General features: G+C 41.4%; 26 protein-coding genes and 1 tRNA gene. 11 read left to right on the top strand and 16 right to left on the bottom strand.

From position 1 onward, the window contains the following. Positions 1-74: 74 nt before the first annotated feature. On the bottom strand, positions 75-383 hold the full coding sequence (locus C7B70_RS00465; RefSeq protein WP_233220768.1) for a DUF2489 domain-containing protein: 309 nt from the start codon (positions 381-383) through the stop codon (positions 75-77). Positions 384-459: 76 nt separating this feature from the next. Between C7B70_RS00465 and C7B70_RS00460 the strand changes: the two genes are divergently transcribed. Both C7B70_RS00460 and C7B70_RS00455 read left to right on the top strand, forming a co-directional pair. Continuing rightward, a complete protein-coding gene (locus C7B70_RS00460; protein WP_106367109.1) occupies positions 460-1,536 on the top strand; it encodes a glycosyl transferase in 1,077 nt (358 codons plus the stop codon). A 2-nt stretch (positions 1,537-1,538) separates the two neighbouring features. After that, positions 1,539-1,952 carry a secondary thiamine-phosphate synthase enzyme YjbQ gene (locus C7B70_RS00455; RefSeq protein WP_369831781.1) on the top strand — a complete coding sequence of 138 codons (414 nt, stop codon included), beginning with the start codon at positions 1,539-1,541 and terminating at the stop codon, positions 1,950-1,952. Here C7B70_RS00455 and queA read toward each other — a convergent pair. Beyond that, positions 1,939-3,048 (bottom strand): tRNA preQ1(34) S-adenosylmethionine ribosyltransferase-isomerase QueA, encoded by a 1,110-nt coding sequence (queA, locus tag C7B70_RS00450; RefSeq protein ID WP_106367107.1) that lies wholly within the window; start codon positions 3,046-3,048, stop codon positions 1,939-1,941. The two genes, C7B70_RS00455 and queA, sit on opposite strands and share 14 nt — an antisense overlap. Positions 3,049-3,222: 174 nt before the next feature. Here queA and C7B70_RS00445 point away from each other — a divergent pair, with 174 nt between their 5' ends. Then, on the top strand, positions 3,223-3,612 hold the full coding sequence (locus C7B70_RS00445; RefSeq protein ID WP_106367106.1) for a hypothetical protein: 390 nt from the start codon (positions 3,223-3,225) through the stop codon (positions 3,610-3,612). Between the two features lie 48 nt (positions 3,613-3,660). Here C7B70_RS00445 and C7B70_RS00440 read toward each other — a convergent pair whose 3' ends face one another. Next, positions 3,661-4,056 carry a YraN family protein gene (locus tag C7B70_RS00440; RefSeq protein WP_106367105.1) on the bottom strand — a complete coding sequence of 132 codons (396 nt, stop codon included), beginning with the start codon at positions 4,054-4,056 and terminating at the stop codon, positions 3,661-3,663. 15 nt (positions 4,057-4,071) lie between these two features. Here C7B70_RS00440 and C7B70_RS00435 point away from each other — a divergent pair, with 15 nt between their 5' ends. Beyond that, positions 4,072-4,575, top strand: a complete 504-nt coding sequence (locus tag C7B70_RS00435) for a pentapeptide repeat-containing protein (RefSeq protein ID WP_106367104.1) — start codon at positions 4,072-4,074, stop codon at positions 4,573-4,575. 15 nt (positions 4,576-4,590) lie between these two features. On the opposite strand, the gene dnaG is transcribed toward C7B70_RS00435, so the two are convergent. From dnaG to holA, 6 genes are all read right to left on the bottom strand, one after another. Beyond that, on the bottom strand, positions 4,591-6,522 hold the full coding sequence (gene dnaG, locus C7B70_RS00430; protein ID WP_106367103.1) for a DNA primase: 1,932 nt from the start codon (positions 6,520-6,522) through the stop codon (positions 4,591-4,593). A 112-nt stretch (positions 6,523-6,634) separates the two neighbouring features. Beyond that, positions 6,635-7,231 (bottom strand): urease accessory protein UreG, encoded by a 597-nt coding sequence (gene ureG / locus C7B70_RS00425; protein WP_106367273.1) that lies wholly within the window; start codon positions 7,229-7,231, stop codon positions 6,635-6,637. Between the two features lie 79 nt (positions 7,232-7,310). Further along, complete coding sequence (locus tag C7B70_RS00420) at positions 7,311-7,985, bottom strand: urease accessory protein UreF (RefSeq protein ID WP_369831794.1); 675 nt, start codon at positions 7,983-7,985, stop codon at positions 7,311-7,313. Further along, positions 7,972-8,415, bottom strand: a complete 444-nt coding sequence (gene ureE, locus C7B70_RS00415; protein ID WP_106367272.1) for an urease accessory protein UreE — start codon at positions 8,413-8,415, stop codon at positions 7,972-7,974. Before ureE ends, C7B70_RS00420 begins: the two co-directional genes overlap by 14 nt. An 8-nt stretch (positions 8,416-8,423) precedes the next feature. Then, entirely contained in the window at positions 8,424-8,900 is a 477-nt protein-coding gene (locus C7B70_RS00410; RefSeq protein ID WP_106367101.1) for a DUF4168 domain-containing protein, read from the bottom strand. Positions 8,901-9,014: 114 nt separating this feature from the next. Then, positions 9,015-9,992 (bottom strand): DNA polymerase III subunit delta, encoded by a 978-nt coding sequence (gene holA, locus C7B70_RS00405; RefSeq protein ID WP_106367100.1) that lies wholly within the window; start codon positions 9,990-9,992, stop codon positions 9,015-9,017. A 130-nt stretch (positions 9,993-10,122) separates the two neighbouring features. On the opposite strand from holA, the gene C7B70_RS00400 reads away from it, so the two are divergent. The 3 genes from C7B70_RS00400 to cbiE are packed head-to-tail and all read left to right on the top strand — an operon-like array spanning position 10,123 to position 12,750. Further along, entirely contained in the window at positions 10,123-10,851 is a 729-nt protein-coding gene (locus tag C7B70_RS00400) for a DUF1868 domain-containing protein (RefSeq protein ID WP_199191972.1), read from the top strand. A gap of 7 nt (positions 10,852-10,858) precedes the next feature. Continuing rightward, entirely contained in the window at positions 10,859-11,461 is a 603-nt protein-coding gene (locus tag C7B70_RS00395) for a cobalt-precorrin-8X methylmutase (RefSeq protein ID WP_106367098.1), read from the top strand. A 47-nt stretch (positions 11,462-11,508) separates the two neighbouring features. Further along, positions 11,509-12,750, top strand: coding sequence for a precorrin-6y C5,15-methyltransferase (decarboxylating) subunit CbiE (gene cbiE / locus C7B70_RS00390; RefSeq protein WP_106367097.1), 1,242 nt, complete (start codon positions 11,509-11,511; stop codon positions 12,748-12,750). Here the strand turns inward: cbiE and C7B70_RS00385 are convergent. Beyond that, the gene (locus C7B70_RS00385) at positions 12,716-13,594 is read right to left on the bottom strand and encodes a CPBP family intramembrane glutamic endopeptidase (RefSeq protein ID WP_233220767.1); all 879 of its coding nucleotides are present in this window, start codon (positions 13,592-13,594) and stop codon (positions 12,716-12,718) included. The two genes, cbiE and C7B70_RS00385, sit on opposite strands and share 35 nt — an antisense overlap. 122 nt (positions 13,595-13,716) lie before the next feature. Beyond that, positions 13,717-14,118: an AbrB family transcriptional regulator gene (locus C7B70_RS00380; protein ID WP_106367095.1), complete on the bottom strand. Its 402-nt coding sequence runs from the start codon at positions 14,116-14,118 to the stop codon at positions 13,717-13,719. 769 nt (positions 14,119-14,887) lie between these two features. On the opposite strand from C7B70_RS00380, the gene C7B70_RS00375 reads away from it, so the two are divergent. Then, a complete protein-coding gene (locus C7B70_RS00375; protein ID WP_106367094.1) occupies positions 14,888-15,877 on the top strand; it encodes a succinate dehydrogenase/fumarate reductase iron-sulfur subunit in 990 nt (329 codons plus the stop codon). A gap of 1 nt (position 15,878) precedes the next feature. Here the strand turns inward: C7B70_RS00375 and C7B70_RS00370 are convergent, their stop codons facing one another. From C7B70_RS00370 to psbX, 4 genes are all read right to left on the bottom strand, one after another. Then, positions 15,879-16,394 carry a TolB family protein gene (locus tag C7B70_RS00370; RefSeq protein ID WP_106367093.1) on the bottom strand — a complete coding sequence of 172 codons (516 nt, stop codon included), beginning with the start codon at positions 16,392-16,394 and terminating at the stop codon, positions 15,879-15,881. A gap of 5 nt (positions 16,395-16,399) precedes the next feature. After that, on the bottom strand, positions 16,400-16,963 hold the full coding sequence (locus C7B70_RS00365; protein WP_106367092.1) for a PD40 domain-containing protein: 564 nt from the start codon (positions 16,961-16,963) through the stop codon (positions 16,400-16,402). Positions 16,964-16,990: 27 nt separating this feature from the next. Continuing rightward, positions 16,991-17,884 (bottom strand): Ycf66 family protein, encoded by an 894-nt coding sequence (locus C7B70_RS00360; RefSeq protein ID WP_233220766.1) that lies wholly within the window; start codon positions 17,882-17,884, stop codon positions 16,991-16,993. A gap of 260 nt (positions 17,885-18,144) precedes the next feature. Then, positions 18,145-18,264 (bottom strand): photosystem II reaction center X protein, encoded by a 120-nt coding sequence (gene psbX / locus C7B70_RS00355; protein WP_106367090.1) that lies wholly within the window; start codon positions 18,262-18,264, stop codon positions 18,145-18,147. A 182-nt stretch (positions 18,265-18,446) separates the two neighbouring features. On the opposite strand from psbX, the gene C7B70_RS00350 reads away from it, so the two are divergent. After that, positions 18,447-18,740, top strand: a complete 294-nt coding sequence (locus C7B70_RS00350) for a YggT family protein (RefSeq protein ID WP_106367089.1) — start codon at positions 18,447-18,449, stop codon at positions 18,738-18,740. Between the two features lies 1 nt (position 18,741). On the opposite strand, the gene accC is transcribed toward C7B70_RS00350, so the two are convergent. Then, the gene (accC, locus tag C7B70_RS00345) at positions 18,742-20,097 is read right to left on the bottom strand and encodes an acetyl-CoA carboxylase biotin carboxylase subunit (protein ID WP_106367088.1); all 1,356 of its coding nucleotides are present in this window, start codon (positions 20,095-20,097) and stop codon (positions 18,742-18,744) included. A gap of 200 nt (positions 20,098-20,297) precedes the next feature. Between accC and C7B70_RS00340 the strand changes: the two genes are divergently transcribed. Next, a tRNA-Leu gene (locus C7B70_RS00340) sits at positions 20,298-20,379 on the top strand. Positions 20,380-20,493: 114 nt separating this feature from the next. Continuing rightward, a complete protein-coding gene (locus tag C7B70_RS00335; RefSeq protein ID WP_106367087.1) occupies positions 20,494-21,129 on the top strand; it encodes a chorismate lyase in 636 nt (211 codons plus the stop codon). Positions 21,130-21,135: the final 6 nt, after the last annotated feature.

Raw genomic sequence — 21,135 nt, 5'->3', positions numbered from 1 at the left:
GAATTGGGCAACAATAGCCTTATTAAGTTCTATTACACTGATTGAGTTAAGGATTTTAGATGCGCTATTGTTCGTTACTCAAACCCCGTAGCCATTATTTTGCTACACGCTTCTATCATTATTCCTTTGATTGAAGAAATATATTCATCTTTTTCTTTGTCTAACCTTGCTAACACTTCTGGATTCCATTGTTTTCTTTCTGCTTGCGAAGTAGGAAAAATATCTGTTTCGGAATCTATACCTCTCAATATAAAGAACGCTTCAGGTGGATCATTTAATTTACCTTGAAGATGCACTAATATACGACAACCTTCTAATAAATCTATTTTTTCCTCAATCATTTTGGTTGCAATTTCGATAATTTCTGCTTTTATCTCTTTCATCAAATTAAGTTATAAACTGACATTTTGGGAATACTTGTGCTTTAACATACTTTTGGAGTTTTTAAATTACTAAACTATGCTTAGACCGATTATTTATATAGCTATCACCAATCACGGTTTTGGTCATACTACCCGCGCTGCTTCTGTTGCTGCAACTATTCAAAAGCTTTATCCCGATGTATTGCTAATCATCGTCACCACTGCACCGCGTTGGTTATTGGAATCCTACATTGAAGGAGATTTTATTTATCGTCCCCGTAGCTTTGATATTGGTGTGGTACAAGCGGATAGTTTGACAATGGATAAAGCTGCTACTTTAGAGAAATTGCAAGAAATTAAGGCAAAACAGCGCAGTATTGTAGCTTCGGAAGTTAACTTTATTCGTCAAAACCGCGTTAGTCTAATTTTGGCTGATATTCCGCCTTTAGCTGCGGTTTTTGCCAAAAATGCCGGGATTCCCTGCTGGGCGATGAGCAACTTTAGTTGGGATTTTATTTATCAAGATTGGGGAAAAGAATTTAGAGAGATAGGGGATTGGATGAGCGAATGTTACAGTCAATGCGACTTGTTATTGCGGCTACCATTTCATGAACCGATGAGTGCTTTTAACAATATTACCGATGTTGGTTTAATTGGGGGTTCTCCTCGCTACCCAGACGACGAAATCCGCGCAACTTGGCAAATAAATACACCTATAGAGAAAACAGCTTTACTTACCTTTGGCGGCTTGGGTTTGCAGCAAATACCCTACGATAATCTTAAAAACTTTCCTGATTGGCAATTTATCAGCTTCGATGCTTCTGCGCCCAATTTACCTAATTTACTCAAAATCACTGACCGAAAATATCGCCCAGTGGACTTTATGCCGCTATGTGGGAAAGTAGTTTCTAAGCCTGGTTACAGTACCTTCGCCGAAGCGGTGCGTTTAAATGTTCCCATTGTGACTATGACTCGTGACGATTTTGCGGAAGCTGCTTTATTGCTAGAAGGGATTACCAACTATTCCCAACATCAAATTCTTACCCCCGCAGAGTTTTTTCAGGGAAACTGGGAATTTTTACATCAATCGCCCCAGCTACCACACAAAACTGATTCTATAGCTAAAAATGGAAATGAAGAAGTTGCCCAATCAGTTATTAGCTATTTGTCTTAATTATGCACCATCAACAATTACTCAGAATTTCAACTAAAGGCAAATCTCTATACAAAATCACAGCCAAAATAGAGTCTATAGTTGCCGAATCTGGGGTAAAAACAGGACTTTGTACAATATTTCTCCGCCATACTTCTGCAAGCTTGATAATTCAAGAGAATGCTGATCCCGATGTACTTCTAGATTTATCTAACTTTCTTGCTAAATTAGTCCCCGAATCTGCACCATATATCCATAATGCCGAAGGTGCGGACGATATGCCAGCACATATCCGTACAGCTTTAACTCATACCTCTGAGCAAATACCTATCTCCCAAAATCGGCTTGTATTAGGCACTTGGCAAGGAATCTATATCTGGGAACATCGAGAAAGAAGCCAACAAAGAGAACTTGTAGTTCATATTATGGGCGATTAACTGTAGCTTCTGGCAATATTAGCATCGCATCACCAAAGGAATAAAAACGGTAAGATTGGGCGATCGCATCCTCGTACAAGTCTAACAATCTTTGTCGTCCAATTAACGCACTAACTAGCATTAGTAAACTAGAACGGGGTAAGTGAAAGTTAGTAATTAATCCATCCACCACCCGCCATTGATAGCCAGGATAGATAAACATATGAGTTTTACCGCAAAAAGGCTTTAATTGTCCCGATGCTGCCGCCGCCCCTTCTAACGCCCTTACCGCCGTTGTTCCCACCGCAATAATTCTTCCTCCTTTGGCTTTGGTAGCGCGGATTTGTTCTACGGTTGCTTGAGAAACATCTATCCATTCGCCGTGCATTTTGTGGGTGGTTACGTCTTCTACTTCCACTGGGCGAAATGTACCTACGCCTACGTGCAAGGTTACAAAAGCCGAGTTTATGCCTAATTCTGCTAGTTTTTGGATTAATTCGGGTGTAAAGTGGAGTCCGGCTGTGGGAGATGCGATCGCGCCTAAGTTTTGAGCGTACACTGTTTGATATTCGTCATCATCTGCCTGGGAATTTGTAATATAAGGCGGTAAAGGCATTTTCCCAAAAGAGTCTATCACCTGCAACAAAGATAAATTATTTGGGACATCAAACTTTAATAAACGTCCCCCCGTAGGTTCATCAATTTCTAGTACAGTAGCAGTAATATATTGTTCTTTTGTCCCTACAAACACAATCTGTACTCCTGGCTGTAAGCGCTTTCCGGGCTTAACCAAAGCCAACCAAGTATTAGTTTGTTTTTCTTCTAGTAGCAAAACTTCTATAGCTGCGCCGCTAGTTTTACGTCCGTAAAGCCGTGCGGGAATAACTCGCGTATCGTTCATAATTAGCAAATCCCCCGGTTGCAGCAATGAAGGTAAATCGCTAAAAATGCCGTGATGGTAATCAGTGGACGAGTTTACAACTAGCAACTTGGCGCTATCTCTAGGAAACGCTGGATTTTGAGCAATTTGTTCTAAAGGAAGCCTGTAATCATAACTAGCTAAAGAGCTATCTGAAAAATTCAGCGAATTTAAAGTAGGATTAGAATCTTGAATCATAATGTGAGCAGTTAGTAAACTGGATTTTTATAGTTTTTTAGACTTCTACTAAGCATAAAAATAAAATATTTGGGTAGATTTACCCCGATAAAAGTAGGAGTTACCCCCTAGCCATAGCGATCGCCACTTTGCGACAATAGAAGCCTAAGATTGACTCGCCCCTAAAAAGCAGCAATGGAATACATTTATTATCTTGCCAATGCTACCCTCACTTTGAGGATTGTCGAGCATCTGCATCGCAGACCCCAAATCCCCATTAGCTTTGTTAGTGTAATTCATCAAATCGAGGGCTGGATCGTTAAGATTAAAACAGCATCTCCCCTCGATGGGCAACAAGATGGAGATTTTAGAGCTTTTTTGAATGAGTTGGGCATAGCCTACGAGCCTTCCATGCGTGTAAATATGGCACTTTGGGACTTAGAATCTGGACAATCGCCTATTGATGTAATGCGTCGGTATCAAGTAGTAGTAGTTTCGCATGGTAGCCCAGAAAGAGAAGAAATTGAAGCTTTCCGTCAGCAATTTGTGCAAGGTTTGGGTTATTGTCCAGAAACATTAGCGTAGAGACGTAGCATCGCTACGTCTCTATTTAAAAAGATGCTACGTCTATATTTAAAAAGCGGCGGGGATATATTCTTTTAAAGACAAATTGTATTTTAAATCGGGCGAAGTCTTTTCGCAATAAACCAGCGCCACATCAAAGCTACAAGTATACTCCGCAAACTCTTGATAAGTAGCTAAAAAGCTTTGAGCAGTTTTCCAGAGCTTTGCTTGCTTTTGAGGCGTAATTGCTAGTAACCCTCCCGCATCCCAACTTCCAGCACTGCGCGTTTTGACTTCGACAAAGGCTAAAGAATCGCAATTATTAGCAATTAAGTCAATTTCTCCCCAACGGCAACGCCAACGACGATGTAAAATTTGCCAACTGTTAGATTGTAACCATTGAGCAATAAAATCTTCTCCTAAAACACCTATATCGGGATAATGAGATGAGCGATCGTTTGCCATTGGCTACAACATAAAATGAATTCTACAACTGTGCTACACAAGCAGATTTTGAGCGGCTTACTGTGTTTATTAGCGATGCTCGTAAGTGCAAGTATTTGGATTTCCCCAGCTTTCGCTCTTGACTATAACAGAGAAAACTTGCTCGGCAGAGATTTTTCTGGGCAAGTATTGACCGATGCAAGTTTTACTAAAGCCAATTTACGCAACAGCAATCTTAGCCATAGCGATTTGACAGGTGTAAGTTTTTTTGCGGCTAATTTAGAGTCGGCAAATTTGGAAGGCGCAAATCTGACTAATGCAACCTTAGATGCAGCCCGAATTATTAAAACTAACTTGACTAATGCTGTTTTAACCGGGGCTTTTGCTGCTAATGCTAAGTTTGACGGCGCAATTATTGACGGTGCGGATTTTAGCGATGTATTGCTCCGCCAAGATGAGCAAGACAACTTGTGTAAAATAGCTCAAGGTACTAACCCCACCACTGGGAAAGAAACCCGCGAAACGTTGATGTGTAAGTAAGTATTAGATGCGCCACTATAGTAAGTCTGTCAAGCAAAATTGGCGCATCAAATCTAACTCTTGCAGCCGCCTTTGTGCGGTGTACAACGACTGATAATATAATTGGGAGTTCTCAGGATCGTTTATAGGATCTGTTTGCTCCCACAAATCCAAAAACGAGCGATAGCGTTTTTCACACAACACTCTTTCCATACAAGCGGTGGCGGCTTGAATTACTTGCGTACCCCGGAGTAAATCTTGCTGGGTTTTTTCATCTAAGTGAAATAGAGGAGAAACTTGGGCTATTTCTGTAGCAGATTGCAAACAGCGAGTTTGAATACGAGAAACTAAACTGACTTGCTCCTCTGTTTGGTGGATTTCAGACTTTTCATCGACAATTTGCTGCCATAAAAAACGGTGATGAGACAAACTAAATTGCAAATTTTGCTCTTGTAAGGCGCTAGTGACGGCTTGACGATGTTCTGGGCAGTGAAGATAAATTCGCAATAGCAAAGCCTCTGCTTGCTCTAGTAGACTGCGCTCTGAGGCTTCGGGGAAGGCTTTATCTTTGGGATTACTCGGTTTTTGAGTTTTGGACGAAATCGGCTTATTTGACTGATATTTAGGAGAAATTTGGGCTAATAAATTCTCTGCTCGTAATGGTACAAGTCGCGCATCTCCTAAGCTAAGAATCTCCGCGCAGCGACTTACATAATAATTGCGGGTATCGCTGTTATCAATTTGCTGGAGTAGCTTTACCATTGCTTTAGCCACTTGCTGAAAGTCTGTAGCTTGTTTAAGATTGCGATCGCCTATTAGTTGTAAAATTTGCCAATCTAACCACAATGGAGCCTTTGCGAGTAAATCTCTGTAATCCTCTGGGGTGGAAGTATGTAAGTATTCGTCTGCATCTTTCCCGGCGGGTAAATTAAGGATTTTTAGTTGTACTTCGCCGCGATAAGCGAGGTTAGCAATTTCACCAATGGCTCTTTCGGACGCTTGAATACCCGCCACATCCGCATCAAAGTTGAGAATTAATTGTTTTGACTCGCTGTAACGTAATATTTGCCTTACTTGCTCTAAACTCAGCGCTGTACCCAGAGAAGCGGCTACATTAGTTATTCCCGCAGCGTGCAGCGAAATTGCATCAAAATATCCTTCAACTACTACCGCACAATCAAGCTCAGAAATTGCCGATTTAGCTTTATCTAAAGCAAATAAGGTTTTACCTTTACTAAAAAGCTCCGTTTCTGGGGAGTTAAGATACTTTGGTTGCTCATCGCCTAAACTTCTTCCCCCAAAGCCAATAACTCGCCCTTGCAAATCGAGGATGGGAATAATTACGCGATGGCGGAAATAGTCATAATAGCCATCTCCCGATTGACGTTGACGCAGTAAACCCGCCTGTTGTAGCAACTGTACTGGGTAACGTTTTTGCTCTACTAAGTAACGATACAAAGTTTCCCAACTATCGGGCGCGTAGCCTAAGTTAAATTGCTGGATAGTTTCAGCTTTGAGTTTTCGGGCAAATAAGTAATGTAACGCTGTTTCGCCTTGAGGTTGGTATAGAGCGTGTTGATAAAACCGACTAGCGATCGCTAAAATCTCGTACAATTGCTCTCGTAACGACAACTGTTGCTGTAATTGCTGGCGTTGCTCAGGTTCTAAAGTTTGGACTGTTACTTGATAGCGCCTAGCTAAGTCTAATACTACTTCGCTAAAAGATTGCTTTTGTAACTCCATCAAAAACTTAATCGCATCTCCCCCAACGTTACAGCCAAAGCAGTAATACATTTGCTTCGATTGACTGACGCTAAAACTAGGAGTTTTTTCGGTGTGAAAAGGACATAAGCCTACAAAGCCTTTACCACCTTTGCGTAAAACAACATGATCGGAAATAACATCGTAAATGTCTGCTTTTTGTTTTACTTGCTCCACAGTATCGGGATGCAAGCGAGGAATTTGCATAATTTTTTATTATATATAGTCAATTATAAATAAACAGCGTTGCTAATTAAATGTATAAATTTTAGTGTAGAGTTGCATTGCAACGTCTTTCTTGCTCCATGTGGTTTAAACCCTAGCAAAGATAACTCTGTACAAAATCAATTACCGTATCAACTCCGATTTGCGTCTTTAAGTTAGTAAACACAAACGCTTTATCACCCCGCATTTTTTTAGTATCGCGCTCCATGATGCCTAAATCGGCTTCTACGTAAGGAGCAAGATCAATTTTGTTAATTACAAGCAAATCAGACTTAGTAATTCCTGGCCCACCTTTACGCGGGATCTTGTCTCCGGCGGCTACATCAATCACGTATATAGTTAAATCTACCAATTCTGGACTAAAAGTTGCTGCCAAATTGTCGCCGCCACTTTCCAAAAATACCAAGTCTAGGTTAGAAAATTTTTGTTCTAATTGGGCGATCGCAACTAAGTTAATTGACGCATCTTCTCTAATCGCCGTATGTGGACAACCACCCGTTTCTACCCCAATAATGCGATCGCTCTCTAAAGCTTGACTTCGCACTAAATACTGAGCATCTTCTTGAGTATAAATGTCATTTGTGACTACGGCAATATTATATTGTTGGCGCAATGCTTTACACAGAGCATCTACCAAAGCTGTTTTACCAGAGCCAACGGGCCCAGCTACTCCGACACGAAAAGCATTCACTTGCGGATTGGTCATTGGGAATTGGTCATTGAGAATTGGTCATTGCTTAATTATCCATTACCCATTACCTATTACCCATTTAACTGCGAAACAAGCGCGTGTATTGTGTTTCGTGCGCCATACTTGCTAGTGATAAACCCCAAGAGCAACTACTAAGCTTATCGTCTTCTAAGCTAATAATTTCTGTAGCCGCAGCGCTAATATTAGCGTGTAATTCGTGTAATAAAATTTGTCCGGCGGTTTGTCCCAAAGGAATTAGTTTTACACCCGCAGTAATTAAATTATTTGCCCAACTGTGCAAATAGCCGAGAATTAAAGATTTTGAGTCTATTTGCTCCAAAGCAGCGAAAACTCCCAAACAAACAGCATAATTACACTCACCCTGTACACAAAAACTCTGCGCTTCTGTAGGTTTAATCGCTAACAACAAGTGCATTAAACTTTGTCCCATTTGCCAGCTAGAGGCGCGTAACTCGCTAGTTTCTCGGGCGGCGGATAGCCATGTATTCCAGTAACTTAAAGCGGTTTTATCCTTCGAGACTGTAGCCTGGTAAGCCCGTAACATTACCGCCGCTTCGGTACGAATTGCGCCATAACTCAATTCTTGCTCTAACCAATGCTTGAGTGTGCGGTTACTACTAATTGTTCCCCATTCTACCAGCGTCTCTAATCCTTCTGAGTAACTATAAGCTCCCACAGGTAAAGCCGGACTAACTAACTGTAATAAGCTTAAAACCTGACTATCCATCGCTATGATGCTTGTAAGCGCCTTGTTCAGGAAAAAATGGCATAATTTCAGAAATTACCTCAAAGTTTAGCTGTTCTAGCATTTTCTGCAATACTGGGTCGGGCGCTAAACGTAAATAATCGGTAGAAATTTCTACAAGTACGTGACGATTGCCTAGGTGATACGCAGCTTTGAGTAATTCTAAAGAATTAGTTGTAGTTACGGTAATAACTGGCTCTAATTTGGCGCTAACTCGCACTAAAATAGTTTCTCCGTAGTCTTGCAACAAATCTCCGTCTTGCAATACTGTTCCTCTAGGTAAATGTAAGTAGACAATTTCTCCTTCTACCGTTGTAAAACGATGGCGGCTGCGAGTACGTTCTTCCGCCGTTAGAGCTAAACTAAAATTGACTAAAATAGACTTGTTTGGCAGCTTTATTTGCGTCAAAGTTAGCATAAATAACTTCACCCACGCAGACGGCGCAATTCTTGATTTACTCGTTTTTTAACGGCAGGATCGCTATTATACCTATTTTTGATGGCGTTAAATTGCCCCACATCTAAACCGTTGTCTCGAATCTTTTTGGCTGAAAACTCGCAAAAACTTTCAAATTCGTTACGGATACCTTCTGAGAGATTAGCTAAAGCTTCTGAGCGATCGCAACTAACTTCTGGTACATTTCCTCCAGTCAGACTGCTAATTTTTTGCTGGGTACTTCGGCGCTCCATTTCAATCGCCAACGCAGCGCGGGAAAATTTGGCAATATCGCTATCGCTAAATTCTTGGGCGTAAGCGGCGCTACTAAAAACTATACTTCCAAAACGCCCGGAAACGTCGGGCGCAAATCCAGAGAGCAAACCTAGAGCCGAAAAAACTACCACAATAAGACTGCGCGACAACATCCGGTTTGGGTAAGAATTGAATGGTAAAGGGGTAAGCATAATTACGGATCTTGACAAAACTACAACACCGGAGCGGTATCATTATGTTTTGAAGTATTTTAGACCTGATAAGTTCCAGCGATTAATTGCCGTATAACAAAGTCTACCGCTAAGTTATAGGAAAATTTGACTTAGCTGGATAACTTTAGTTTGCAGCAGAGCCTCTTCTTCGCCTCCTTGCTTGAGACTAACTTCCAACTCTAGCAACAAAGGTAAAGTAGCCACAAGTTGCTCGGTGCTAAGAGACTTTACTTCTTGCTGGAGAAAGTAAACGCGGTTAGGGTTACCAATTTCTGCTGCTTGAGCAATTACTTTTTTATCGCGCTCTTGAGCTGTCATTATTTTTACCCATAACCATGTCCGAAATTGTCCGACTAAAGTGGCAACAATTTTTAAACCAGGCTCGTTACGATTGAGTAATTGCCCTACCAATGTTAACGCCTGGGCGGTATTTCCCTCAGCAATTACTTTTACTAAGTCTAAGCTCGTTTGCGATGTGGCTTGAACTAAATTATTGACAATATCTATACTTATTGGGGCTTGAGAGTCTCCAGCATACAAACGCAATTTTGTCAACTCATTGTACAATTGGCGAGTATTATTACCTACAGATTGGGCGATTAAAGTTGTGCTGCTAGAAGATAGTTTTACCCCGACTTCTTGGGCAATTTTTTCAACTTGCTGTACTAGCTGCTTTGTCTCCCAAGGCGGAATTAGGGCAAATTCCTTAATTTCGGCGTACTCTTTCCACAAAGCTGTAGATTTAAGCCTACCATCGGGTTTATTGCGGCTAGTTAGTAGCAAAACTGACGTTTCGGGGATTACAGGCAAAGTACGCTTTAATTGAACAAGTAGATCGTCAGGGCATTGTTGACCAATAGTAGTATTTACTAGCCAAACTAAACGGCTACCACTGCCAAAAGGTGGAGTCATAGCTTGATTTAGCGCTTCAGTAACCGCATCAGGAGTATCACAAAGGTGTTGAGTATAGTTAAAACTAGCCCAGTTAGAATCGACAGTACGATCGCGTAATATCTGTACTGATGATGCGATCGCAAATTCATCATCTCCCCAATAGTAGTAAATTGGCATAAGAAAGTATTTGTTAGCTACACAAATTTTTAAATGACTAATCTTGGCGTAAAATTTAACAAGGGAAGCGAGGCGACGGATCTTGGATGACAATTATCAGACTTATTTAACCCGGGTAGCAAAGCTGGCGATGCCAGAAAATTACAAAACGCAAGTGCAGCACATCCACTCATCGCCGAAGTTTAAACCACTTCCTGGAGGTGGAAGACAAGCTGTAGCTTTCCCTGGTTATACCGTAATTGCGCCCCCCGCTCAGGAAGATAACCAAAATATCGATTTTTATCAAAGTCTCCATAGCTTTCAAAAACAGCTAATTGAACTCGCCCCAAAAGATTTAATTGTACCTGTACCGCCTGGTAGCCTTCATCTTACCTTGGCAGATTTAATCTGGGAAAGTGCTTACAACTATGCCCAAGAAAATGTAGAAAAATTTGATACTAAGTTAATTAACGCCATCTCGAAAATATTTGAGCAGTATCAGCAATCGAAAATAGCATCACCGATAGAGTGGCAGATTTTGGGCATAACAGTTATGCCAAGAGCAATTGGTGTTTCTCTAGTACCCAAAAATGAAAATGCTTATAATCAAATATTAAATCTGCGGCGAGCAATTTATCAAAGCCCCGATTTAACAGCTTTGGGCATGGAACAGCACTATCATTTTACGCCCCATATTACGTTAGGCTATTTTGGGGAAGTTACACCAAGCTTAGAGCGCGATCACCTTATTAAAACAATTAGCGAACTAAATCAACAATTGTCAGACTACCCATTGAAAATTTATCAAGCCGAGTTGCGGAAGTTTGATGATATGACGCATTATTACCGCGAACAAGATTGGTCAATTTTGACATTTTAATTGCGGTATGCTGCCTATTCATCCCATTATGGTACAAAGTTTTGCCGCCATCGATGGCGAAATTGGATCGCACAATTTTAATTCCTTAGAGTATGCAATTATTCGGCGAGTAATTCACTCTACGGCAGATTTTGAGTTTAAAGAATTGATTTACTTTAGCACTGGTGCGATCGCATCTGGGGTTGCAGCTTTACGTCGTGGCGTACCGATTGTTACAGATGTAAGTATGGTTAAGCAAGGGATAACTAACTTAGTTGCTCAAACTTTTAATAACCCGATCATTAGCGCTGTAGAGAGAGTATCTGTAGCGCTTCCCGGAAAAACTCGCACCGAAACAGGTTTAATAGAATGTTGGCGAGAGTTTCCCGAAGCAATTTACGTAATTGGCAATGCTCCTACAGCGCTTTTAGCCTTATGTAATGAGTTAAATACCTCTATTAATCCAGCCTTAGTAATTGGCGCACCCGTTGGTTTTATTTCGGTTATAGAATCAAAAGCCGCTTTAGCAAATACTCCGGTTAATCAAATTCGGATTGATGGGCGCAAAGGTGGATCTCCTGTCGCCGCAGCGATTGTTAACGCGCTAATTGTAATCGCCTGGGATATCTAATGTAGAGATATTGCCCTGCAACGTCTAATTACTGTAGGAGTTATTTTGTGAAACAAATCCACGTAGTCGGGATTGGTTTAGATGGCGCTGTGGGGTTAACTGAAGCAGTAAGGAAGATAGTTAGTAAAGCGACATTATTAATAGGTAGCGATCGCCATTTAAGTTATTTTCCTAGCCATCCCGCCAAGCGTTTAACTTTGGGAGATTTTACCCAAGCCATTAATCTAATTCGCGCCTCTGTAGATGAATGGATCGTAATTTTAGTTTCGGGCGATCCTTTATTTTTTGGTTTGGGGCGACTGCTGCTACTAGAATTACCCTCAGAAAATCTGACTTTTCACCCGCATTTATGCGCCGTACAGTTAGCTTTTAGCGCTATTAAAGTCCCCTGGCAAGATGCCTGTTTTGTAAGCGTTCATGGGCGCAATTGCGACCAACTGATCCAAGTTTTGCAGCAAGGTAAAGAAAAAATTGCCATTCTAACAGATGGAGTTAATACCCCAAAGGCGATCGCGCAATTGTATTTAGCTTTAGATTTACCTACTAATTACAAATTCTGGGTATGCGAAAATTTAGGCGGCGACAAAGAGCAAGTTAGTTGCTTTTGGGCTTCAGAATTAATCGAGCGAACTTTTGCACCTTTAAATGTAGTAATTTTACTTCGCCAGGAAACAAGGGATTTAGACATCACACAATTACCGCACTTTGGCATCAGCGATCGCCATTATTTAGGTTTTAGCGATCGCCCTGGCTTAATGACGAAGCGCGAAATCAGGGTTTTGGTACTGGGAGAGCTTGCTTTACAATCTCAACAAGTCGTTTGGGATATTGGCGCGGGTACGGGTTCAGTTTCTATCGAAATTGCGCGTTTATGTCCTAATTGCCAAGTGTACGCGATTGAAAAAACTGCCGTTGGTTACGGATTAATTACTGAAAATTGCCGCCGTTTTCAAGTAGATAATGTTGAGGCTATTCTTGGCGCAGCGCCGGATAGTTTAACCAATTTACCCAATCCTGATCGCGTTTTTATTGGTGGTAGTGGCGGAAATTTGGCGCAAATATTGAACGCTTGCGATCACCTCTCTCCCCAAGGAGTAATAGTTTTAGCCCTAGCTACAGTGGAACATTTAACGATGGCTTTAGCTTGGTTAAGCGATCGCGCTTGGAATTATCAACTATTACAAGTACAATTGTCTCGCTCTGTACCTGTCGCTCACTTAACGCGCTTTTCTCCTCTAAACCCCGTCACAATTATCACTGCAACCCCAGCCCCAAAACCGCCCCAATAGCTAGTAAAAAACTAATCCCCGTTAATCCCGCTAAAGGCTTTCCATACTTCCCGGTTACTACTTGGGGTACTTTTCCTGTATAGGTTACTAGCTCGGCTGTATCTATAGTAGCGATCGCCCATACAAGCACGCTATGCAATCCCCAAGCTAAACCCAAGTTTCCCTTATCTACATATCTTGCTAATACTAAAACCATTCCCATTAACCACAATCCGGGCAATTGGGGTAACGTCTCTTTTTGTTCCCAAACTAAATGTAGTACGGCAAAAATCAAACTTGCAATTGCGGCGGCTATATATATTGAGAAGTCTTGCTGCAATTGCGTCAATACAAAACCACGAAATATTAATTCTTCAATTGCGCTAATCCCAACTGCTACAAGTAAAATTGGCAGCGTAACGGATATAATCTTTTTTCCTGCTACGTTCCACTTTACCCAACCTAGCAGAGTTTGCAATCCAAATAAAATCGCTAAACCAGTTGCGCCAATTACAAAACCTATCCCCAACGATTGTGAAATTGACCAATCCCAGACTAAACCATAACTTGAAAAAGAATTACTAAATATTTTGTTAGCTCCCCATAAAACTAAAGGAGCTATTAGATAAAGTAATGTTAGTAAGGGTAGTTTTTGCTCTGCACTTATCGGTTTGAAAGGTTGCCAACTAGCAGAAGTATCCTTATTTTTTGGCAAAATAATTGTACTGGCGACGGCTATTGGCAACCACAAACAAACCCAAGTAGCAAAAAAAATTGTTACTTGAAGCAGCGATGAAGGTTTTGCACTCAAAAACTCTAGCAAAAAAATCTCTGCTAAGTTTACACCCGATTTTAATCCCATCATCACACTGCAATAGTTTTCCAAGCTAAAGTTACTAAAACTTAGCAGGAGCTAGTCCTTCCTTTTTTCCTTAGCCAATTTCACAGCGATATTTCAGCAGTTACCTTAACTACCTTTAAATTTATTTATTCTTCGTCCTCGTCGCCGTCGCTACCGTTTTTATCACTGTCAATCTGAATTAAGTGGATATGCTTATAACCTAGCTTGATTTCAAATTGATCTCCACTTTTCAAACCCATTTGCTGAGTATAGGTTGCGCCGATCACGATTTGATAGTTTTTGTGAACGCTGACTTTATTCGTTGGTTCCCGTCCACGACCATCTTTTGGTTTTTCGGGGCTAAGAGGAATTCCTCGTGCTGCTAACAATGCGTCATAAAAATCTGTTAGATTAACGCGAGTTTGATTATTTTTAGTTACGGTGTAATACCCACAACGCTTGGCTCTTTCTCGACGTGGTAAGTCGGAAAGTTCTTTAACCTTTTGCAGTAGTGCTTTTCCTGTTAATGGTGAAGTTTCTGTAGTCATCTCACTCAAATATCCTTACAATTTCCAAACAAACAAACAGCAGTTTATGCTATTTCATCCACTTATAAAAATATAGCCTCAAATCTCTCCTTTTACACATCTTTTCTAGTTTATTTACATTTTAGTCAGCTTTTACTAGAGTTATTAAGTCAATCGATAGTTTATAAAGTTTACATTAGACAAGTGATTTTATAGCAACATAGAAACTTTACATTAAAATTTTTACTTACTGCTCTAAGCGTTTACATCCACTTTTAGTTGCCACTTAATTTTGTGAGTTTGATAATTACACTTATAAATACCAAGAAATTAAATTGCTACAGGGTAGCTGCTTACAAGGGAAAATATAGTTGAATATCAGCCTCAAGATATATTTATGGGTAGAAAATTATTTGCTATTAGTTATTGCTGGCGCTAAAAATAAGGGAGATGAGTTTAAAAAAGCTACCTAGAAGCACTTGCTTTGATAGCTTTAGTTTTACGAATAAGCTTGTACTAAGGGACGAGCGCCAACAAGTAATAGTGCTGAAAAAGAAGACTACAATTGTAAGCGGTGAAGCAAAAGTTAGTTATTAAACTGAAATATTTTGCTGAAATAGCAGCTTTTTGCGGAAAATTTAGCGATAGAATTAGCTGTAGGGGTGGATAGCAAGAAAGATAGAATTAAAATAAGCAGCGATCGCACCCAATAATACATTACCCTTCGTCCAAGCGGTAAAAATTATTTCCCCTCGTCAGCAAATAAAAATACTAATATTTTCCTGTAAAGATGCAAGTTATTTTTAAAATTCTCCGGCAATCTGGCAATGCTGCACCACAAGTTAAAAGTTACGAGTTAGAGGTGGAATATGGCAATACAATTTTAGATTGTCTGAATAAAATTAAGTGGGAGCAAGACGGCACTTTAGCCTTTCGCAAGAATTGCCGCAATACTATTTGTGGTAGTTGTGCGATGGGAATTAATGGGCGTTCGGCTTTAGCTTGCAAAGAAAATGTTGGCAGTGAAATAAAGCAACTGTATGGCACGAACAATCTAACTAACGGGATTATTCCAGAACTAACTGTTGCACCAATGGGCAATATGCCTGTAATTAAAGACTTAGTAGTAGATATGAGTAGCTTCTGGAATCAATTAGAAGCTGTAAAACCTTACGTTAGTAACGATGCAAAGGTTCCTGAAAGAGAATTTTTACAAACACCCCAAGAACGCTTAAAAATAGACCAAAACGGCAATTGTATTATGTGTGGGGCTTGTTACTCTGCTTGTAATGCTAGAGAAGTAAACCCCGAATTTGTGGGCCCTCACGCCTTGGCTAAAGCCTATCGTTTGGTAGCAGATAATCGTGATGGGGAAGCTGACAGTAGGTTAAAAGAATATAACAAAGGTACTCAAGGAGTATGGGGTTGTACTCGTTGTTTTAATTGCAATACTGTTTGTCCGATGGAAGTAGCGCCTTTAGACCAAATTACAAAAATTAAACAAAAAATTCTGGCTGATAATGAGGTAGAAAACAGCCGCCAAATCCGTCACCGTCAGGTATTAGTAGAATTGGTTAAACAAGGTGGTTGGATTGACGAACGCGCTTTTGGGTTGCAAGTAGTGGGCAATTACTTACGAGATGTGAGAGGCTTACTTAGTATTGCTCCTTTGGGACTGCGAATGTTGGCTAGAGGCAAGTTTCCGCTATCTTTTGAGCCTTCAGAGGGTACGGCGCAAGTGAAAGCGCTGATTGAGTCGGTACAAGCGCTCAAAGAGTAGTTTAGCGTGGTTGGGTGGGGACAAGTAGGCGACTTTCTGCACGGTTGTAAACTAAGATATCCCACTGACCATTGATATTAGACTCGAAAGCAATAGTATTACCATCATTACTGATAGTTGGGTTTTGAACTTGGGCTTGTAAGTTGGGTATGAGGTTGCGCGATTGACGCAATTGCAAGTCGTAAAGAAAAATTCCCGCCATCCCCTGACGACTAGCTGTAAACACAATGTAGCGTCCGTCGCTCGAAACACCGGGATGAGTTGCAATGGTATCCAACTGATTTAAGCCTGGTAAATCAATTAATTTTTGGGCGACAGTATCAAATAGATAGACATTTTGACGACCAGAGCGATCGCTTGTAAAAGTAATATATCTTCCGGCTATTTGGGGCGTAAGATCGCTACTGGGACTATTTAAGCTTTTACCGCCCGGATCAGAAGGATAGTTTAACAAGCCCGTACAGCCACTTAGTAAGCTAATTAAGACAATTATCAGCGCCAAAAAGGATCGGATCATGAATACTAGGGCGATGTCCCAGGAAGGGGAGAATCAGGAAGATCCAATTCTACATTAGTCCCTCGATCTAATACTTCAATATCCCACTGACCGCGCAGACTACCTTCAAAGGCAATAAACCGCCCGTCAGGACTAATGCTGGGATTGCGTACCAAGCCTTGATACCATTGGTTGAGAATTTGGGGAGTATGAGTAATGCGATCATACAGCACCATAATTTGCGTACCTCGATTGCTCGTCACATACACAATGTAGCGCCCCGTATAGCTAATACTAGGATTTTCAACGATAGTTTGCCGTTGATTCAAACGCGGTAAAGGGACTAATTGCTGCAATTGCAAGTCGTATAATAAAATATTGCGACTTGCTGCGCGGTTAGAAACATAAGCTAAATACCGCCCGTTACCGCTTAGGGCTGGCTGTTCTTCGGTGTAGCGGCTATTGAGCGCCCCAGAACTAATAATATTATCACCGCTTGGAGTGCAAGCGATCGTTAGAACAATTAACCCCAAGCTAAAACTCCAACGCCAGCAGCGTTGGAGTAATGATTTTATCGAAAACTTTTTCACATTCAAGTTGCAGCTAAAGCGAGTCGTTTAAAACTGGTCAAAATCCGTAGAACTATCAGAATCGTCATCTTTAGAGCGATCAATTGGCTTGTAATCTACATAATCTGTGGGGGTAGCTTCATCGTCTCTAGAAGGCTGTACGCTTTCTCTAGTGGGGCGACGCTTACGCGGTCTGGGAGAAGGGGTGTCTGTATCAAAATTAGATTGTACGGAGGCGTTATTATTGCGCGATCGCTTTTTGATGCTAGTAGAAGCTGTATCCCCTTCTTCGTCTGAATTTTTGGTCAAATCCCACGTGGGTTTTTTGGGCGAATCCCATTCGTCTTGATAGCGAGTTTCTACCCGTGAAGGCGATGAGCGACGTTTGCGCGGTTTATCTTCTTGTTGGCTTTCTTCCCGACTACTGGAGGAACGCCGGGGCCCGTCATCTTCATACCTATCATTACGGAGGCGGCGGCGAGGTGTTTCTTCTTCGTAAAATTCATCGGGGCGACTTGCTCTTGGATCGCGGCTTCCAGGAATCCGGGGACGCGCGGGGCGATCATAATCAAACTCTACTTCGTCTATTTCTGCTTGCTGATAATAATTTCCTACCGGGCGATCATCGTCTACAATCTTTGTGTTGCGTTTAGCTTGCTCGGTAGCAATACCTCGAAGCCGGATACTTTCAACGGCAAAAAACACTGTAGAACCAACTAATAGCACCTGACCAAATTGTAAAATCGGGTCTAGTCGCCATCCTTGGGTAACTAAAATGATGCCGCAAACTAGACCTATGGCTGCAAAAAATATATCGTGATCTCGCGATAATTCTGGGCGAACCGAGCGCAGGAAGTACAACGCCGCCCCGGCTACTGCTAGCAAAATCCCTAATAAGGTATGCGTTCCAGTCCCAAAATTTACCTGGGCGAGAGTAGTCACCCCGTTCAGCCCAAAATTTATCATTGTTATTTTACCAACACTCAAATCTATGTTAACTACTTGTTATTAAAATTTCTAGTCTAATTACATTTGTAAGCCCGATTGTCTCAATCTTATAGCTGCGCTTCTAAAGAAGCCTGGAAAAATAAAAAGCCTCGGTTTCGGTCTTGAATAATTGACGCATACCGAGGATAAAAGTAGCTTGTTTGCTGTTTAAGCATACTTATTTGGGAGCCAGCGATCGCTGGCTTCCAAGAGGCTTAGGAGCGTTCAACTTTATCTTTTTGGCTAATAAAAATTAGAAAAGCCGTGGCGGGAATCACAATAATTACTGCACCAGCCAGCAAACTATAAAAGAAATTCATTAAAGAAGGGGTCATTTATTATCAACCTTTGTTTACACACTGCACTTTAATTTTAATCGTCTGTTACACCCCTTGCATAGAAGTTTTTGGGCGTTAGTTGTATTTGTTCTGGCTAAGAACCAATACGTTAAAATAACATACAGGTTTATTTACAAACTTAAATATTTTTTTAAGATGAGACTTCGCGTAAACAATTTATGAGTGCTATTACTATTACTACTTGGGTTTTGGGCATATTTTTGGGTTTAATGATTTTATTGTTTATTTTCCGCATCGTTCTTAGCTGGTATCCCCAAGTAAATCTCAATCGCTTACCGTTTAATTTGGTCGGTTGGACAACAGAACCTTTTTTAGTCCCGGTGCGGAAGCTAGTACCCCCCATTGGTGGCGTTGATATTACGCCGATTATTTGGATTGGGATTTTTAGCTTAGTTAGAGAAATACTCATTGGTCAACAAGGCTTGCTGAGAATGTTTGCCCAGTTGCAATAGGCTATTCTTTGGGGGGAAACATGACTTTTTCAATAAAATCGGTGTAAATTTCCCCTAATAAAAATTCTGGGGTTTCCAAAATCTTCTGGTGAAAGCCGATAGTAGTGGGTACGCCTGTCAAGGCAAATTCTCGCAAGGCTCTTTTCATGCGCTTAATGGCGCTAGGGCGATCACTTCCCCACACAATAAGTTTGCCAATCAACGAATCGTAGTAAGGCGGAATTTGATAGTCAGTATAAATGTGGGAATCTATGCGAACTCCAGGGCCTCCAGGGGGCAAATAACCGCTAATTCTACCTGGTGCGGGACGAAAATCGCGATCGGGATCTTCAGCATTAATCCGACATTCAATCGCATGACCCCGTAATACTACTTGCTCTTGGGTTTGCAGCAATTTTTCTCCTTGAGCAATTCTAATTTGTTCGGCAACTAAATCAAAGCCCGTCACCATTTCTGTTACGGGATGTTCTACTTGAATGCGAGTATTCATCTCCATAAAATAAAACTCGCCATTGGGTGCTAATAAAAATTCCACCGTCCCCGCGCCAGTGTAATTAATTGATTTAGCCGCCCGTACTGCCGCCGCGCCCATTTTCTCTCTTAATTGAGGGCTTAGAGCGGGGCTAGGGGCTTCTTCTAGTAGTTTTTGATGGCGGCGTTGAATTGAACAATCCCGTTCGCCTAGGTGCAGCACATTGCCGTAATTGTCGGCAATAATTTGAAACTCTATATGGCGGGGACGTTCGACAAATTTTTCAAGGTACAGTCCAGGATTGCCAAAACTAGCCTCTGCTTCCCCTCTAGCGGCAAAAAATAGCTTAGTTAGGTCATTGCGATCGCGTACTAGCCGCATTCCTCGCCCACCGCCCCCTGCTGTGGCTTTTATCATTACCGGGTAGCCAATAAAATCCGCCAATTCTTGAGCGGCTTTCTCGTCGTGTAGCAAGCCATCGCTACCCGGTACAGTGGGTACACCCGCCGCAATCATTGTTGCTTTGGCGGTAGATTTGTCTCCCATCGCCCTCATTGCTTCCGGGGTTGGGCCAATAAAAGCAATTTTGTGATCAGCACAAATTTCGGCAAATCGGGCATTTTCAGCCAAAAAGCCATAGCCGGGATGAATAGCTGTAGCATTGCGAGTCAAGGCGGCGGCAATTATTCCCGGTATATTTAGGTAACTTTTACTACTAGGCGCTTCACCAATACAAACTGCTTCATCAGCTAGTTGGACATGGAGGGCGTGGCGGTCAACGGTAGAATGTACAGCAATAGTTGCAATGCCCATTTCCTCGCAGGCGCGCAGGATGCGTAAAGCAATTTCTCCACGATTGGCAATTAATATTTTATCGAACTGCATTTTTTAACAATAATGTCTGTATCAGTTAGGTTGCCATCCTTCGAGGACTAACTGCAAGCAATATATTTTAGAGTAGTTTTGAGTCACATAATTATATTTAATTTCAAACTGGGGTTTTTAAGTCCCGAGTAACAGCAATTACGAAGTATTTTATTCTTCCTTGCCAAAAGGTGTTACATTAGTTTATGCCAATAGCTCGTGCGGATGTGGCGGAATTGGTATACGCGCACGCTTGAGGTGCGTGTGGGCTTGCCCTTGCGAGTTCGAGTCTCGCCTTCCGCATTGTCAAGTAAAAGTCCTGAGTATTAATTTACTTAGGGCTTTTACTTTTTAAGAAAGCAAGTTTTCTAGGAATTGTTTATATTTAAGATAAATGATAAAGTTTTGTAAATAAAATTGACTGCAATTACTAAGGCAAACAGCGTAATACCGACAACATGGCACAGTCTTGCACCTTTATGGCAAGGAAAGGAGACAGAGGTGCAAAAAGGTTTACCCCATACTCAGTTAGCACCAGCTTGGCAATTGCTACTATTAGGTGATGGTTCACCGACGCGACATTTACAACTACTGACGGGTGAACCTACGGAAGTAGATGTAATTGATATGTCTTTGATTGGGGTAGATTTGGATGGTGCGCCGGATTTGATTCAAGCTGTACCCGAACCAAGAGTAAGAAGACAAGTTTGGCTACGGACTGCTTCAGGTCAACGCCTAGCTTATGCTACTTCTTGGTGGGAAGCAAGTCATGTAGATGAGTATTTACAAAACCGCTCTTTACCAATTTGGGCTAGTTTAACTCGCTTGCGGACAGAGTTGTATAGAGATGTTCAAGGGATTTATTACGGCAATTGCACAGCTTTAGAGTCAGCTTTTGAACAAACTGGCCCTTTTTGGGGGCGACATTACCTGTTTTGGCATCATGGACAGCCGTTAACGCTGATATATGAAGTGTTTTCGCCTTATTTAACTAAGTATTTGGGCGCAATGCAGTTAGATAAGACAGACATTAAAAGTAATCGCACTTGCTAGAGTAGA

Origin of the sequence: Chlorogloea sp. CCALA 695, from assembly GCF_003003885.1 — a bacterium.
Taxonomy (GTDB): domain Bacteria; phylum Cyanobacteriota; class Cyanobacteriia; order Cyanobacteriales; family Chroococcidiopsidaceae; genus Aliterella.
Note: the sequence above shows the minus strand (reverse complement) of the source record. Positions and strands in the feature narration are given on the sequence as shown.

What these genes read in the sequence shown, in the direction of transcription:
- C7B70_RS00465 (WP_233220768.1), bottom strand. Translation starts at nt 383, where the DNA reads ATGAAAGAGATAAAAGCAGAAATTATCGAAATTGCAACCAAAATGATT.
- C7B70_RS00460 (WP_106367109.1), top strand. Translation starts at nt 460, where the DNA reads ATGCTTAGACCGATTATTTATATAGCTATCACCAATCACGGTTTTGGT.
- C7B70_RS00455 (WP_369831781.1), top strand. Translation starts at nt 1,539, where the DNA reads ATGCACCATCAACAATTACTCAGAATTTCAACTAAAGGCAAATCTCTA.
- queA (WP_106367107.1), bottom strand. Translation starts at nt 3,048, where the DNA reads ATGATTCAAGATTCTAATCCTACTTTAAATTCGCTGAATTTTTCAGAT.
- C7B70_RS00445 (WP_106367106.1), top strand. Translation starts at nt 3,223, where the DNA reads ATGGAATACATTTATTATCTTGCCAATGCTACCCTCACTTTGAGGATT.
- C7B70_RS00440 (WP_106367105.1), bottom strand. Translation starts at nt 4,056, where the DNA reads ATGGCAAACGATCGCTCATCTCATTATCCCGATATAGGTGTTTTAGGA.
- C7B70_RS00435 (WP_106367104.1), top strand. Translation starts at nt 4,072, where the DNA reads ATGAATTCTACAACTGTGCTACACAAGCAGATTTTGAGCGGCTTACTG.
- dnaG (WP_106367103.1), bottom strand. Translation starts at nt 6,522, where the DNA reads ATGCAAATTCCTCGCTTGCATCCCGATACTGTGGAGCAAGTAAAACAA.
- ureE (WP_106367272.1), bottom strand. Translation starts at nt 8,415, where the DNA reads ATGCTAACTTTGACGCAAATAAAGCTGCCAAACAAGTCTATTTTAGTC.
- C7B70_RS00410 (WP_106367101.1), bottom strand. Translation starts at nt 8,900, where the DNA reads ATGCTTACCCCTTTACCATTCAATTCTTACCCAAACCGGATGTTGTCG.
- holA (WP_106367100.1), bottom strand. Translation starts at nt 9,992, where the DNA reads ATGCCAATTTACTACTATTGGGGAGATGATGAATTTGCGATCGCATCA.
- C7B70_RS00400 (WP_199191972.1), top strand. Translation starts at nt 10,123, where the DNA reads ATGCCAGAAAATTACAAAACGCAAGTGCAGCACATCCACTCATCGCCG.
- C7B70_RS00395 (WP_106367098.1), top strand. Translation starts at nt 10,859, where the DNA reads ATGCTGCCTATTCATCCCATTATGGTACAAAGTTTTGCCGCCATCGAT.
- C7B70_RS00385 (WP_233220767.1), bottom strand. Translation starts at nt 13,594, where the DNA reads ATGATGGGATTAAAATCGGGTGTAAACTTAGCAGAGATTTTTTTGCTA.
- C7B70_RS00380 (WP_106367095.1), bottom strand. Translation starts at nt 14,118, where the DNA reads ATGACTACAGAAACTTCACCATTAACAGGAAAAGCACTACTGCAAAAG.
- C7B70_RS00375 (WP_106367094.1), top strand. Translation starts at nt 14,888, where the DNA reads ATGCAAGTTATTTTTAAAATTCTCCGGCAATCTGGCAATGCTGCACCA.
- C7B70_RS00370 (WP_106367093.1), bottom strand. Translation starts at nt 16,394, where the DNA reads ATGATCCGATCCTTTTTGGCGCTGATAATTGTCTTAATTAGCTTACTA.
- psbX (WP_106367090.1), bottom strand. Translation starts at nt 18,264, where the DNA reads ATGACCCCTTCTTTAATGAATTTCTTTTATAGTTTGCTGGCTGGTGCA.
- C7B70_RS00350 (WP_106367089.1), top strand. Translation starts at nt 18,447, where the DNA reads ATGAGTGCTATTACTATTACTACTTGGGTTTTGGGCATATTTTTGGGT.
- accC (WP_106367088.1), bottom strand. Translation starts at nt 20,097, where the DNA reads ATGCAGTTCGATAAAATATTAATTGCCAATCGTGGAGAAATTGCTTTA.